Origin of the sequence: Actinoplanes aureus (assembly GCF_015704865.1) — a bacterium.
Classification (GTDB): domain Bacteria; phylum Actinomycetota; class Actinomycetes; order Mycobacteriales; family Micromonosporaceae; genus Actinoplanes; species Actinoplanes aureus.
Genome location: NZ_JADQTO010000051.1, coordinates 24,780 through 37,080 on the forward strand (window position 1 = coordinate 24,780; position 12,301 = coordinate 37,080).

General features: G+C 70.2%; 11 protein-coding genes and 2 pseudogenes. 9 read left to right on the forward strand and 4 right to left on the reverse strand.

The window, feature by feature from the left end; all coding sequences use genetic code 11:
• Positions 1-182: 182 nt before the first annotated feature.
• On the forward strand, positions 183-2,561 hold the full coding sequence (locus I4J89_RS47295; RefSeq protein ID WP_196420806.1) for an alpha-amylase family glycosyl hydrolase: 2,379 nt from the start codon (positions 183-185) through the stop codon (positions 2,559-2,561).
• A gap of 7 nt (positions 2,562-2,568) precedes the next feature.
• Here the strand turns inward: I4J89_RS47295 and I4J89_RS47300 are convergent, their stop codons facing one another.
• Positions 2,569-3,168, reverse strand: coding sequence for a DUF998 domain-containing protein (locus I4J89_RS47300; RefSeq protein WP_196420807.1), 600 nt, complete (start codon positions 3,166-3,168; stop codon positions 2,569-2,571).
• Positions 3,169-3,280: 112 nt separating this feature from the next.
• Here I4J89_RS47300 and I4J89_RS47305 point away from each other — a divergent pair, with 112 nt between their 5' ends.
• Together I4J89_RS47305 and I4J89_RS47310 are read left to right on the forward strand one after the other, a co-directional pair.
• Positions 3,281-3,679 (forward strand): YciI family protein, encoded by a 399-nt coding sequence (locus tag I4J89_RS47305; RefSeq protein WP_230860799.1) that lies wholly within the window; start codon positions 3,281-3,283, stop codon positions 3,677-3,679.
• On the forward strand, positions 3,672-4,889 hold the full coding sequence (locus I4J89_RS47310) for an RNA polymerase sigma factor (protein ID WP_196420809.1): 1,218 nt from the start codon (positions 3,672-3,674) through the stop codon (positions 4,887-4,889). The genes I4J89_RS47305 and I4J89_RS47310 overlap by 8 nt, the downstream gene beginning before the upstream one ends.
• On the opposite strand, the gene I4J89_RS47315 is transcribed toward I4J89_RS47310, so the two are convergent.
• Entirely contained in the window at positions 4,886-5,788 is a 903-nt protein-coding gene (locus tag I4J89_RS47315) for a LysR family transcriptional regulator (RefSeq protein WP_196420810.1), read from the reverse strand. The genes I4J89_RS47310 and I4J89_RS47315 overlap by 4 nt on opposite strands.
• A gap of 106 nt (positions 5,789-5,894) precedes the next feature.
• Between I4J89_RS47315 and I4J89_RS47320 the strand changes: the two genes are divergently transcribed.
• The 4 genes and pseudogenes from I4J89_RS47320 to I4J89_RS47330 all read left to right on the forward strand — a co-directional run bounded on the left by I4J89_RS47320 (position 5,895) and on the right by I4J89_RS47330 (position 8,170).
• Positions 5,895-7,163 carry an MFS transporter gene (locus I4J89_RS47320; protein WP_196420811.1) on the forward strand — a complete coding sequence of 423 codons (1,269 nt, stop codon included), beginning with the start codon at positions 5,895-5,897 and terminating at the stop codon, positions 7,161-7,163.
• A gap of 68 nt (positions 7,164-7,231) precedes the next feature.
• A complete protein-coding gene (locus tag I4J89_RS50650; RefSeq protein ID WP_230860791.1) occupies positions 7,232-7,570 on the forward strand; it encodes a PDC sensor domain-containing protein in 339 nt (112 codons plus the stop codon).
• Positions 7,571-7,590: 20 nt separating this feature from the next.
• Positions 7,591-7,920, forward strand: a pseudogene (locus tag I4J89_RS52150) (histidine kinase dimerization/phospho-acceptor domain-containing protein); the annotation flags it as partial.
• 106 nt (positions 7,921-8,026) lie between these two features.
• Positions 8,027-8,170, forward strand: coding sequence for an ATP-binding protein (locus I4J89_RS47330; RefSeq protein ID WP_196420812.1), 144 nt, complete (start codon positions 8,027-8,029; stop codon positions 8,168-8,170).
• Between the two features lie 62 nt (positions 8,171-8,232).
• On the opposite strand, the gene I4J89_RS47335 is transcribed toward I4J89_RS47330, so the two are convergent.
• The gene (locus tag I4J89_RS47335) at positions 8,233-10,929 is read right to left on the reverse strand and encodes an ATP-binding protein (protein WP_309238793.1); all 2,697 of its coding nucleotides are present in this window, start codon (positions 10,927-10,929) and stop codon (positions 8,233-8,235) included.
• A gap of 117 nt (positions 10,930-11,046) precedes the next feature.
• Here I4J89_RS47335 and I4J89_RS47340 point away from each other — a divergent pair.
• Both I4J89_RS47340 and I4J89_RS47345 read left to right on the forward strand, forming a co-directional pair.
• A pseudogene (locus I4J89_RS47340) lies at positions 11,047-11,382 on the forward strand (VOC family protein); the annotation flags it as partial.
• Positions 11,379-11,990 carry a VOC family protein gene (locus tag I4J89_RS47345; RefSeq protein WP_196420814.1) on the forward strand — a complete coding sequence of 204 codons (612 nt, stop codon included), beginning with the start codon at positions 11,379-11,381 and terminating at the stop codon, positions 11,988-11,990. The pseudogene I4J89_RS47340 and the gene I4J89_RS47345, both read left to right, overlap by 4 nt.
• A gap of 85 nt (positions 11,991-12,075) precedes the next feature.
• Here the strand turns inward: I4J89_RS47345 and I4J89_RS50655 are convergent.
• A partial coding sequence (locus tag I4J89_RS50655) for a hypothetical protein (RefSeq protein WP_230860793.1) occupies positions 12,076-12,301 on the reverse strand: 226 nt, incomplete at its 5' end.

Consider the following 12,301-nt stretch of genomic DNA (forward strand, 5'->3'; position numbering starts at 1 on the left):
CGCTGTTTTGCCTTATCGCCGGGCTCGTACTCGTCGCCGTTCTGACAGTGCTCGCCTGGGTGAGCGCGATCTCCTGAGCCTCGGTTGTCGGGAAGGTTTCATTGTCGCGGACCTGATCGCATCGCCTTCTCGGCGAGCCAACTCTCTGCTTGAGCACGGTACTCAAGGCAGGAGCAACTGACATGATCACCGTGACGTTTCGCTATCTGACCGGCTGCGCGCGCCCGATGTTCCGCAACGCCCGCCTGGCCGGCAGCTGGGACGGCTGGCGCGAAGCGCCGATGGATCCCGAGGTCGCCGACGACGGTTGTCCCGCCTTCAGCCGCACCGTGCAGTTCGACGACGGTCAGGCCGGCCAGATAGTCCGCTGGGGGGTTCGGCTCGACGGGCCGTCCGGGCCGAACGCCTGGGCGATCGCCACCGAGGTTCCGATCGCCGACCAGCAGGACCGGTACCGGGAATTCACCCTTCCCGGGCCGGGCGCTGTCGCCGAGGAGCGTTACCTGCTCACGTGGAGCCGCCGGCTCGGCGCGCAGAAGCTCTATCGCGCCGGTGCCGCCGATCCGGATCTACGGTTCGCGGTCTGGGCGCCCAACGCACGGGTGGTTGAGGTGGTCTTCGCCGAGCCGGGCCGCCCCTACATCGCCGACGACGGCACGGGACTCGACCCGTCGATGCCGGCGATCGCGCTGGCCGCCGGACCCGACGGGATCTGGACCAGCGATCCCGTCGACTCGTTCGCCAAGTTCGAGGGCACCCCGTACCTGTTCCGGATCACGAACGCTCAGGGCGACCGGGTGTATCGCACCGACCTGCATTCCCGGTGGCAGGCAGGACGGGGTGACGTCGATCCCGCCCGCGGCGGATGGGACGGCCGGATCGACACGCTCGAGGGCACGGTGAGCTGCAGCGTGGTCGTCGACCAGGACACCGTGCGCCGCGATTTCGAGCCGGCGGCGGGCCCGCTCGTACGTCTGCCCGACACCGACTTCTGGGAGCGGGAGTTCACGCCCGGCCGGCCGGTGCCGACCCGGATGGAAGATTTGGTGGTCTACGAGCTGCACGTCGGCGCGCTCGGCTACCCGGGGCGCGGGCCGGGGACGCTCGCCGACGCCATGAACCTGCTCGACCACCTGACCGACCTCGGTGTCACAGCGATCGAGCTCATGCCGCTGGCCGAGTTCTCCGACTCGTTCAGCTGGGGCTACGGCGACACCCACCACTTCGCCATCGAATCCAGCGCGGGTGGGCGGGACAAGTACAAACACTTCGTCCGCGCGTGTCACCGCCGCGGCATGGCGGTGATCCAGGACGTGGTCTACAACCACTTCGACCAGAACGCCGAGCGGGCGGAGTGGCAGTACGACTCCACCGCACCGGAGCAGAACATCTACTACTGGTACGAGGGGCGCAGCGCCGATCACCGCCATCCCAACGGCGGATACCTGGACAACGGTTCGTCCGGGTTCGCGCCCCGCTACCACGCCGAGCAGGTGCGGCAGATGTTCATCAGCAGCGCGGTCGAGCTGATCGAGGAGTTCCACGTCGACGGCCTGCGGGTGGATCTCACCCAGGCGATCCACCGCGACAACAGGTTGCACGCCGACGGCCGGTCCGTCGGCAGCGCGAATCTGTTCGGTCAGAAACTGCTGCGCGAATGGAGCCGTACGCTCCGGATGGTCCGCCCGTCCGTGCTGCTCGTCGCCGAGGACCACAGCGGGTGGGACGCCGTCACCCAGCCGCCCGGCGTGGGCGGCCTCGGGTTCGGCGCCACCTGGTTCGCGGAGTTCTGCCACCAGCTCGTCGGCGACTCCGTCATGGCCGAGGGCGCCGCACGACTGCTCGCCCGGGCCGGGCTCGGTCACGACGGACCCCTGCCGATGGGGCAGTTCGCGCACGCGTTGTGGCTCAGCCAATTCGACAAGGTCACCTATTCCGAGTCACACGACGAGGCCGGCAACGCCCGAGGATCGGGACGAACCAGCACCGTGGCCGTCGGTGGCGCGCCGCTGTGGGGTGTCACCCGTGAATACGCCGAGGCACGGTCGAGAGTGGTCGCCGGTCTGTCGATGTTGTCCGCCGGCGCGCCGATGTTTCTGATGGGGGAGGAGATCGTCGCGCAGCGGCCGTACCGATTCGACAACGTCGCCGGCAGCAAAGAGGATCTGCACGGCGAGCGAGTGGGTGCGGGAGCGAAGATGTTCCGCTACTACCAGGATCTGATCCGGCTGCGGCGGCGTAGCAGCGCGGTCCGGTCCCGGCACATTGACATCGTTCACGTCAACGACCGCGACCGCGTCATCGCCTTCACCCGCATCGCCGGCCAGAGCCGGCTGCTCGTCGTCGCCAGCCTCAGCAACCGGCCGTTCGCCTCCGGTTACACCATCGCCACCACACCGGACCGGCTGCCGTCCGGCCAGTGGCAGGAGACGTTCAACAGCGACTCCAGCCTGTACGGCGGCGCCGACATCGGGAACTTCGGGGCCACCGTGCCGGCGGAGGCGGGCCGGATCCACGTGCGTATCCCCGCCAACGGTCTACTCGTGTTCCAACATCGCTGAGCCGTTTCTACCTGACGGTGCCGGCGTGCTTGCGGGATTCCCCAATCACATCGGCCACGATTAGTAGCCAGATCGCGTACGTCAGGAACAGCAGCCGCGGCGGCCAGCCCTCCGGCGGGATGACCGTTGACAACAGTGCGTGCAGTATCAGCCCGGCCAGCGGCAGCCATCCGGTCCAGCGAAGCACTCGGGCTGCGGCGGGTAGGCGGCGGGCGAGCTCCCGATTGATCAGCAGCGCTGCGAAGGGGAGCAGTACCAGCGCGGAGAGGCCGCAGATGACGTGCAGGCGGCCGACGGTGGTCATCGCGGACCACGGGGTCGTCACCGGATCGGCGACGAAGACGCCTACGCCGAAGGTGCCCAGGACGCAGATGGCGAGCAGGCTCAGGCCGAGCCGGCCGCGGACCAGCGGGCGCAGGGCGGCGAAGAGCAGGGCGTACGCGGTGGTGGCCAGCAGGAAGGCGAGGACCGCGATCCAGCCGAGCCGTCCGATCGCGTACTCGCTTATGGGTTTGTGGGTGGGGTTGATCTCCGGGCGGATCAGGATGATGGCCGCCAAAAGTATCTGGTAGGCGATGATGGCGGCGCCGGCGAGTCGGTTTGTCATGCCCGGTACGTCGGAGCGGGGTGGTGCGGCCGGACCTGTGTCCGGAAAGCGTGCGGCGGTTCCGACGTCCCTGGTGTACCAGTCGCAGCAGAGGGAGTGACCCGTGAAGTACATGATCATGATGATCGGATCGCAGCACGACTACGACCGGCTCTCCGGCAAGGCCGCCGACGGCGCGCTGTCGGGTGAGGAGGCCGCCGGCCTGTACGAGTTCATGACCGCCTGGAACCAGCGGCTGGTGGAGTCGGGCGAGTTCGTCGAGGCCCGCGGCCTGACCGCGCCGGTGCACGCCCGCCGCGTCACGCTGCGGGCCGGCGTCCCGGTGGTCACCGACGGGCCGTACGCGGAGACGCAGGAGGTTCTGGCCGGCTACACGATCGTCGAGTGCGCCGGCTTCGACCGGGCCACCGAGATCGCGGTGCAGCTCACCGAAGCCCCGGGCACACCCGGTGACAACTGGTACGTGGACGTACGCCCGATCCTCGAAGGCGCCGGTGACCTGGATGGCTGATCGCGGGATCGAGGACCTGCTGCGCATCGAGGCGCCGCAGGTCCTCGGCGCCGTGGTCCGGCGGTACGGCCATTTCGACACCGCCGAGGACGCGGTGCAGGAGGCGCTGCTAGCGGCCGCCGAGCAGTGGCCCGCCGCCGGCATCCCGGCGAGTCCTCGCGCCTGGCTGATCACCGTCGCCGCTCGCCGCCTCACCGACCTGCTGCGCAGCGAGCAGGCCCGCCGGCGGCGCGAGGAGCAGTGGCGGCCCGTCGAGGAGCAGTACGCCACGGACACCGACGACACCCTGATCCTGCTGTTCCTGTGCTGCCATCCGGCGCTGTCGCCGTCGTCGCAGATAGCCCTGACGCTGCGCGCGGTCGGCGGCCTGACCACCGGCGAGATCGCCCGCGCGTTCCTGGTGCCGGAAGCGACGATGACCCGCCGGATCACCCGGGCCAAGCAGGCCATCCGCGAGCATGGCCAACGGTTCCTGATGCCGCCGCCGGCCGAGCGGGCCGAGCGCCTCGGTGCCGTCCTGCATGTGCTTTACCTGATCTTCAACGAGGGGTACGCGGCGACGGCCGGTCCCGACCTCGCCCGCCCGGACCTCGCCGCCGAGGCGATCCGGCTCGGCCGCCTGCTGCACCGGCAGCTGCCCGCCGACCCTGAGGTGACCGGCTTGCTGGCGCTGATGCTGCTCACCGACGCGCGGCGGCCCGGCCGCGCCGGCCCGGACGGCGCGCTGGTGCCGATGGACGAACAGGACCGTGCCTGCTGGGACGCCGGCCTGATCGCCGAGGGGGTCGCCCTGGTCGGCGACGCGCTGCCGCGCGGCGAGATCGGGCCGTACCAGGTACAGGCGGCGATCGCGGCGGTGCACGGCGAGGCGCCGAGCAGCGCGGCCACCGACTGGCCGCAGATCGTCGCGCTGTACGAGGTGCTGCTCCGGATCTCCGCCAACCCGGTGGTGGCGCTCAACCACGCGGTGGCGGTCGCGATGCGCGACGGCCCGGCGGCCGGGCTGGACCTGATCGCCGGGCTGGGCGACATCCTCGACGCGGACCACCGGCTGCACGCCGTCCGGGCCCACCTGCACGCGATGGCCGGCGACCACGCCGCAGCCCGGGCCGGCTTCGAATCCGCGGCCGAGCGGACCATGAGCCTCCAGCAGCAGCGCTACCTGCACCGCCGTGCCCGGCAAGAAGCGGCCCGGACGCTTCCGGGCTAGGTGCGCTTCAATCGGACCGGCGCCCTCTTCCGCTGAGTTTCGAGGAGGGTGAGGAAGGCGTTCGCGGCGGGCGTGCGGTCGTACCGGTTCCAGATGACGTATTCGACACGTTCCGGCGCGTCCGTGACCTCGATGGTGGTCACGCCGGTGAGTTGCGGTGCGTAGGCGGACGGGAGCATGGCCACGGCGAGTCCCTGCTCGACCAGCCGGGATGTGAGGTAGGCGGTGGTGACCTCGAAGGCGACGTCACGGGTGAGACCGGCGGCGGCGAAGGCCTGATCGGATTGGGTCCGCCCGGCGGTCTTGGCGGGCAGGTCCACGAACACCTCGGTGGAGAGCCGGCGCAGGGTGACCGATGTTTCCGCGGCGAGGGGATGGTCGGGCGCGACGACGGCGACGAGACGGTCGCGGGCGAGTTCGCGGGCGTCGACGCCTTCGGGGCGGGCGGTGGTGGGCAGGCCGAGGAAGGCCACCTCGACGGTGCCCTGCTTGACCTGCTCGACGAGTTCCTCGCTGGCGCCCGCTCGAAGGGTGATGCGCACGGACGGGTACTGCTGGCGAAAGTCCCGCAGCATGCTGGGGAGGTCGACTGCGGCGACGGTCGGGATGAGACCGACGGCGAGCCGTCCACGGATCTCCCCGACGGCTGCTGCAACCTCTGCGGCGGCGCGTTCGGCGGCGTCGAGGCACTGACGGGCGGCGGGCAGGAACGCGGCGCCCGCCGGGGTGAGCCGGACACGCCGGCTGGTGCGCTCGAACAATTTCGCGCCCAGTTCCCGTTCCAGGCGGGCGATCTGGTGGCTGAGCGCGGATTGCACCACCAGGCACCGTTCGGCTGCCCTGGTGAAACTGTTCGACTCGGCGACCGCGATGACGTAGCGCATTTGCTGCAGCTCCACGAACCCATCTTGAATCACGATGGATCAAGTGACAAACATGTGTTGGACTCATTGATCTGGTGCGGGCGAAGCTCGGAGCGCGATCCCCTCCGACAAGAAAGCAGCTATGGGCACCACAGATACGCACCCGTACTCGCCCGTGAGGTCATGGTCGGGCGTTGCCGTCATCACCGCCAGCCTGTTCACCTTCGTCACCACCGAGCTGATGCCTATCGGCCTGCTCACCCCGATGAGCGACCACCTGAAGGTGTCGCCCGGCGTCGCGGGATTGATGGTCACCCTGTACGGGATCTCCGCCGGGCTGGGCGTGCCGTTCATCGTGGCGTGGTCCAGGCACGTCAACCGGCGCCTGCTGCTGTCCGCGCTGTTGGCGATTCTGGCCTTGGGGAACCTGCTCACCGCCGTCTTGCCGAACTTCGCGTTGATCGTGGCGACCCGGCTCGTCATGGGGTTCGCCAACGGTGTCTTCTGGGCCATCGGCGTCAGCATGGCGATGCGACTGGTACCGCAACGTCTCGCCTCCCGCGCATCGGCGATCGCGCTGTCCGGCATCTCGATCGCCGCGGTGGCAGGCATCCCCCTCGGCACGTACCTGGAAAGCCTCACCAGCTGGCGCGCCACCTTCCTCATCTGGGCGGGTCTCAGCACGCTGGTGTTCCTCGCCGTCACCGTGGTGGTTCCCTCGCTGCCCTCGCAGAACGCCGTCCCCGTCCGGGAAGTCTTCCGACTGCCGCTCCAGAACAAGCAGCTGCGTCTGGTGATGCTCGCCGTGACGCTGTACGTGCTCGGCCACTTCGGCGCGTACACCTTCATCCGGCCCTTCGCGGAGGAACACACATCCGCATCCGCCGCATTCATCAGCGCCCTGCTCATCATGTACGGCGTTGGCGGCGCGGCCGGCAACTTCATCGCCGGCTACACGGTGACCAAGAATCCACGGCTCAGCTTCATCATCGCCTGCGCCGGGCTCGTGACCGCGATGCTGCTGCTACTCACCGTCGGCCACACCCGGACCGGGCTGATCCTCGCCGCCGCCCTCTGGGGAGTGTCCTTCGGCGCCGCGAACCTGTGCCAGATCACCCTGATGCTCGGCGCCGCACCCGACAAGTTCGAGGCGGCCATGTCCATCAACACCCTCGGATACAACACATCCATCGCGCTCGGCGCCCTGATCGGCGGATCGCTCACCGACGCCCTCGGCGTCGACAGCGCTGTCTGGTTCGGCGTCACCCTGACGTGCGCCGCACTGCTCGTCACCCTCGGCACACGCCACAAGACCAGCGATCAAGGCTTAGCTCAGTCTCGAGCCGCAAACGTCCTGCCGCGTCACGCCCGTCCGGAGGTGACCGAACTGCCTGAGGCGCGGACCGGCTGACCCTTAATTCCCTATCCTCAACATGTGCGCCTTTTGCGGGAAGGATTGGCGGCTGGCGATTCTTCGCTTTGCCGCTGACCCTCTGGCTTCTGCTGATCCAGCTTCGCCACGCGCTGGCCTCCCTCAGCGATCCTGTCGCGGGCGAACAGGACTTCACTCGCGTCGTCGCCGGATTCGGCTTTCCAGCGGCGGTCCTGCTCGACCTCCAGGGCGAGGTTCTGCACGTCGCTCCGGCAAAAGAGATCCCCCTCAAGCACCACCTGACCAAGCGATATCCGTACCTTGCCATCGCCGTGCGGCAGGGCACCCCGGTGGTCTCCGCCGTCCTGTCGTCCATTGCCGGGAGCGTGCCGGTGATCAACTTCGCGGTTCCGTTCGACACCGTTCGAGGAACCCATGGCGGCTGACCGCTGCCATCACCGAGGACATGCTGTACGGCCCGGTAGTCGCGGCATCGACGGCCAGTCGAATAGCCGTCGTCGGCGCCAGTGGCGTGGGCCTGCTCGTGGTGGCCGCTGTCGCTCGCGCGCGGCGCAGCCGACGCGACCTCGAACTCGCCAACGCCCAACTGGCCGACTTCATCGCCATGCTCAGCCATGACGTACGCCAGCCACTGAGCTCTATTGTCACCTACAGCCACGTGCTGATGGACGAATGGGCCGAGCTCGAGGACGCCCTCAGACGCCGATACGTCACCCGCATCGCCGCAGGAGGGCGCCGCGCCGACGGCATCGTCGAAGAAATCCTCACTTTGGCCCGAGACGACGAACAACTGCACATCCACGTGACCGACCACGGCGAGGGAGTACCACCGGAGTTCATCGATCAACTATTCGAGCGGTTCGCGCGCGCCGACACCGGGGGTGGCCACCACCAAATCCGGCACCGGCCTCGGTCTGTATCTCGTTCACAAGCTCGCCACCGCCGGCAACCTGCAAGTCCGCTACCAGCCCAACAAACCCCACGGCGCCACGTTCATCCTCACCCTGCCACGTCCCTCAACTTGAACTCCATTGACTGGTTCGAGGCCAATGCCGACAGCGCCCCCGGACCATCGGACGGTGATCGTTCAGCCGGCGCCGGCCAGCAGGAGCGTCCGAGTCTGCTGGTAGGGACAGCCCGCGGCCGCGAAGGCGCCGGCGGTCGCGAGGATGCCTTCCTTGTCGCCGTCGAGCAGCGCGGCGGCACGGTCGAGGAGCGCGCCGGCGATGGGATTCCCGGCGGCGATCGGGCGGGTCTCGGTCAGGAGGTCGGCGGCGTTGGGATGACCGGCCAGCACGGCCGCTTCCACCCGAAGAGCGACGTGCCAGTGCATCAGGATCCCGGTGCGCCACGCGCCCGGGGTGTCCAGCCGTTCCAGGGCGAGCGCGGGCTTCCCGTGGTGCAGCAGGGCGATGGCCTCGAAGGCGGGGTGGTAGCCGGCGCGATCCTGGGTGGTGACGCCCAGCTGGTCGAGGACGGCCAGCCACTCGTCGCGGGCGGCCTGGTCGCCTTGCAGGTCGTGGACCATCGCGACCGCGGCGGCCACCGGGCCGAGGTTTCTGGCCGGTGGGCGGCCCGCCTGCGTCCAGCCGTCCAGGAACCGGCCGCTGGCCGCGATCACGTCGGTGGCGTGGCCGGCGAGGGCGTCGGCCATGAGGATGCGGGACGTCGCGACGTGCCCGGCCTCGGCCAGCAGCGGCAGGTCGCGCAGCCGGCGGCCCCAGCGCCGGGCCGCCACCAGATCGCCGACGGCGATGCCGGTCGCGGTGGCGATCAGGAGCGCGTCGATCAGCTCGTCGGCGACGTCCGGGGTGAGGGGCAGGGGGTCGAGCAGCTCGACGCGGCTACGGGCGGTGGCCGCGGCGGCGGACTCGTCGCCCGCGCGGCGCTGCGCCCCGGTCAGCGCGAAGAGGGCGCCGCACTCGGCCAGGGGATCGTCGAGGCGGCGGGCCAGTTCCACGGCGCGCTCAGCGAGGGCCATCATCCGCGACGCGGCGTCCTCGCTCTGTTCGGCGAAGGACGCATAGCCCGCGGTGGCGCAGTCGGCGAGAGCGACGGCGGCCTGTGCGGCGGGGTCGTCGCCGGCCAGCTGTCGCGCCCGGGACAGCAGAGCTGCCGGCTCGTCACGCGGCGGAAGCTGGGCGAAGGCTCCGGACTTGCGGAAGTAGGTAGTGGTCGCGGTGGCGAGGTCCCGCGCCGCGTCGGTCGTGTCGCCGGCGGCGTCCGCGGCGGCCCGCCAGAGCCGGTACGCGTCGTCGCCGCGCATCCGGCACGCGGCCACGGTCGCGGCATGCCGCAGGGCGGCGGGATCGTCAGCCAGGGCGGCCGCCTGCTCGTACCGCTGCTGGGACTCGCCGATCAGGTTGCGGTCAAAGGCCAGGCGCCCGAGCAGCAGGGCCAGGCGGTGCGCCTCGGCACGCCGGCCGGGGCGGTCGGCGGCCCAGCTCAGGGCCGCCCGGAGGTCATCGGCCACCGCGTCGAACCTGGCCCGCCAGCCATCTTTCCCCGAGGCTGCGAGATCCTCGGCGGCCTCCAGGCACCAGCGCAGATGCCGGCCGAGCGCGGCCTCTTGCTCGCCGGCCGCGGTGAGCTGCTCGATCCCGTACTGCCGGATGGTCTCCAAGGCTCGATAGCGGGTGCCGCCGGCCGACGCGATCACGCTGAGCAGGCTCTGATCGGCGAGCCGCGCCAAGCCGTCGACGACGTGGCCGGGCGCCAGCGGGTCGAAACCGGCCACGGCCGTGGCGGCCGGAGCGGTGAACGGCGAGACGAACACCGCGACCCGGCGCAACAGGGCCAGGTCGTCGCCGGTGAGCAGCGCCTGACTCCAGTCGAGCATCGCCCGCACCGAGCGGTGCCGGTCGTCGGCCCGGTACCCGCCGACAAGCAGCCGCAGGTGGTCGGAAAGGCCGGCGACCAGCCCGTCGAGCCCGAGCGTCGGCAGGCGCGCGGCGGCCAGCTCGATCGCCAGCGCCACGCCGTCCAGCTTCCGGCACAGGTCGGCGATCTGCTCGACCTGGGCGGCCTCGACGGTCCAGCCCACGGCGGCGGCCCGATCGCGGAACAACTCGACCGCATCCGACTCGCCGTCGAGAGACAGCGGCGGGACGTGGTAGACCCACTCGAACGGCACCATGAGCCGGGCCCGGCTGGTGGCCAGCACGCTCACCTGCGGGCAGCGCGCCAGCAGACGCTCGACGAACGGCGCGACTCCGTCGGCCACGTGCTCACAGTTGTCCAGCACCAGGAGGGCGCGCCGGTCGGCCAGGGCGGCCGGCACCGAGTCGTCGATGCTGCGGCCCTGCTGCTCGCCGAGGCCGACCGCGGCCGCGACCGCCGCCGCCACCATCGCCGGGTCGGTGACCGGCACCAGGTCGACGAACCAGACGCCGTCGGGAAAGGCGCCGGCCAGGTCGGCGGCCACGGCCAGCACGAGCCGGGTCTTGCCGACGCCGCCGGGGCCGACGGCGGTGACCTGGCGGTGGCCGGTGACGGCGCCGCGCAGCGCGTCGCGTTCCCGGGCACGGCCGATGAACCGGCTCAGTGGCGCCGGCAGGGCGACCGGCGCGTGCGTCGGCCGGGCGGGTTCGGCGGCGAGGTCGGCGAGCGCCCGCCGATCCGCCGCGCCGAGCTTGCGCAGCAGCGACGACACGTGGGTCTCCACCGTGCGTACCGAGATGAACAGTTGGGCACCGATCTCGGCGTTGCTGCGGTGCTCCCCGACCAGGGCCAGGATCTCGGCCTCACGAGGCGAAACCCCCGATGGGGCTGGCTGCTTCGACACGAGCGCCATTCTCGCGTACGCCTCGGTGTTGTTTCTCCGTGGTGTTCTCCGTGCTCGGCACGGATGCCGGCCGTGCCCGGCCGGCGGCAAGCTGTTCGCATGTCCATCAAGACCATCATCGTTCCGGTACGGGACCTGGCCGCCGCCAAGACGCTGTACGGCACCATCCTGGGCGTGGAGCCCTACGCGGACGAGCCTTACTACGTCGGCTTCCGGGTCGGCGACCAGGAGATCGGCCTGGATCCCAACGGCCACAACCACGGGATGACCGGTCCGGTCGGCTACTGCCACGTCAGCGACGTCACCGCGAGCCTGCGCGCGGCCGTCGCAGCGGGCTGGCGTACGCGCCAGGACGTCAAGGACGTCGGCGCCGGACAACTGGCCGCCATCGTCGAGGACCCCAACGGCAACGTCCTCGGCCTTCTCCAGCGCTTCGAAAGGAATCCGTCATGACCAGCATCGAGCACATCACCCTCGAGGTCGCCGACCCCACCGCCGCCAAGATCTTCTACACCGACGTTCTCGGCCTGGGCGCCTGGGTTCGCGTCCGGGCCTCGGAAGAGCCGACGACCGGCTTCCGCGGGTTCACCCTGTCGCTGATCTGCTCGCAGCCGGCCAACGTCAACGCGCTCATCGACGCGGCGCTCGAGGCCGGCGCCACCACGCTGAAGCCGGCCGAGAAGTCCCTGTTCGGCTACGGCGGCGTCGTGCAGGCTCCGGACGGGACGATCGTGACGGTGGCGTCCTCGTCGAAGAAGGACACCGGCCCGGCCACGCGCCAGATCGACGACATCGTGATCCAGCTGGGTGTGGCCGACGTGGCCGCCGCCAAGCGATTCTACGTCGCGAGCGGCCTCACGGTGGGTCGCAGCTTCGGGAGCAAGTACGTCGAGTTCGAGGCCGCTGCCCGTACGGTGAAGTTGTCGCTGTTGAAACGAAAGGCTCTCGCCAAGGCTGCCGGAGTCGCCGTGGACGGCGCCGGATCCCACCGAGTCGTGATCGGTGGCGGCGCCGCGCCGAAGACCGATCCGGACGGGTTCGTGTGGGAGGCGGCGAGCTGAGCCGGGGCGTCAGGGCAGCGGCGCCCGGGCGGGTGTCGCGTGGGGCGGCAGGGGTTCGGAGCCTAGATCCGCGCAGATGTTCTGCTTAGCCGGCCGGTAGGCGGGATGGAGTGCCCTTGGCCGCGGCGGAACGCGTCGCGCGCTGTGGTCGAATCTCGCCGTCCCGACGTCCGGATCTGCCGAGAGCGGATGCACGGATGAGATCACCGTCGATGATCGTTATCGTGACGGCATGACAACTGGATCCCGCCTTGCGGTGGTGTCGGGTGGCGGAACCGGCATCGGTAAGCAGATCGCTCGCATGTTCGCCA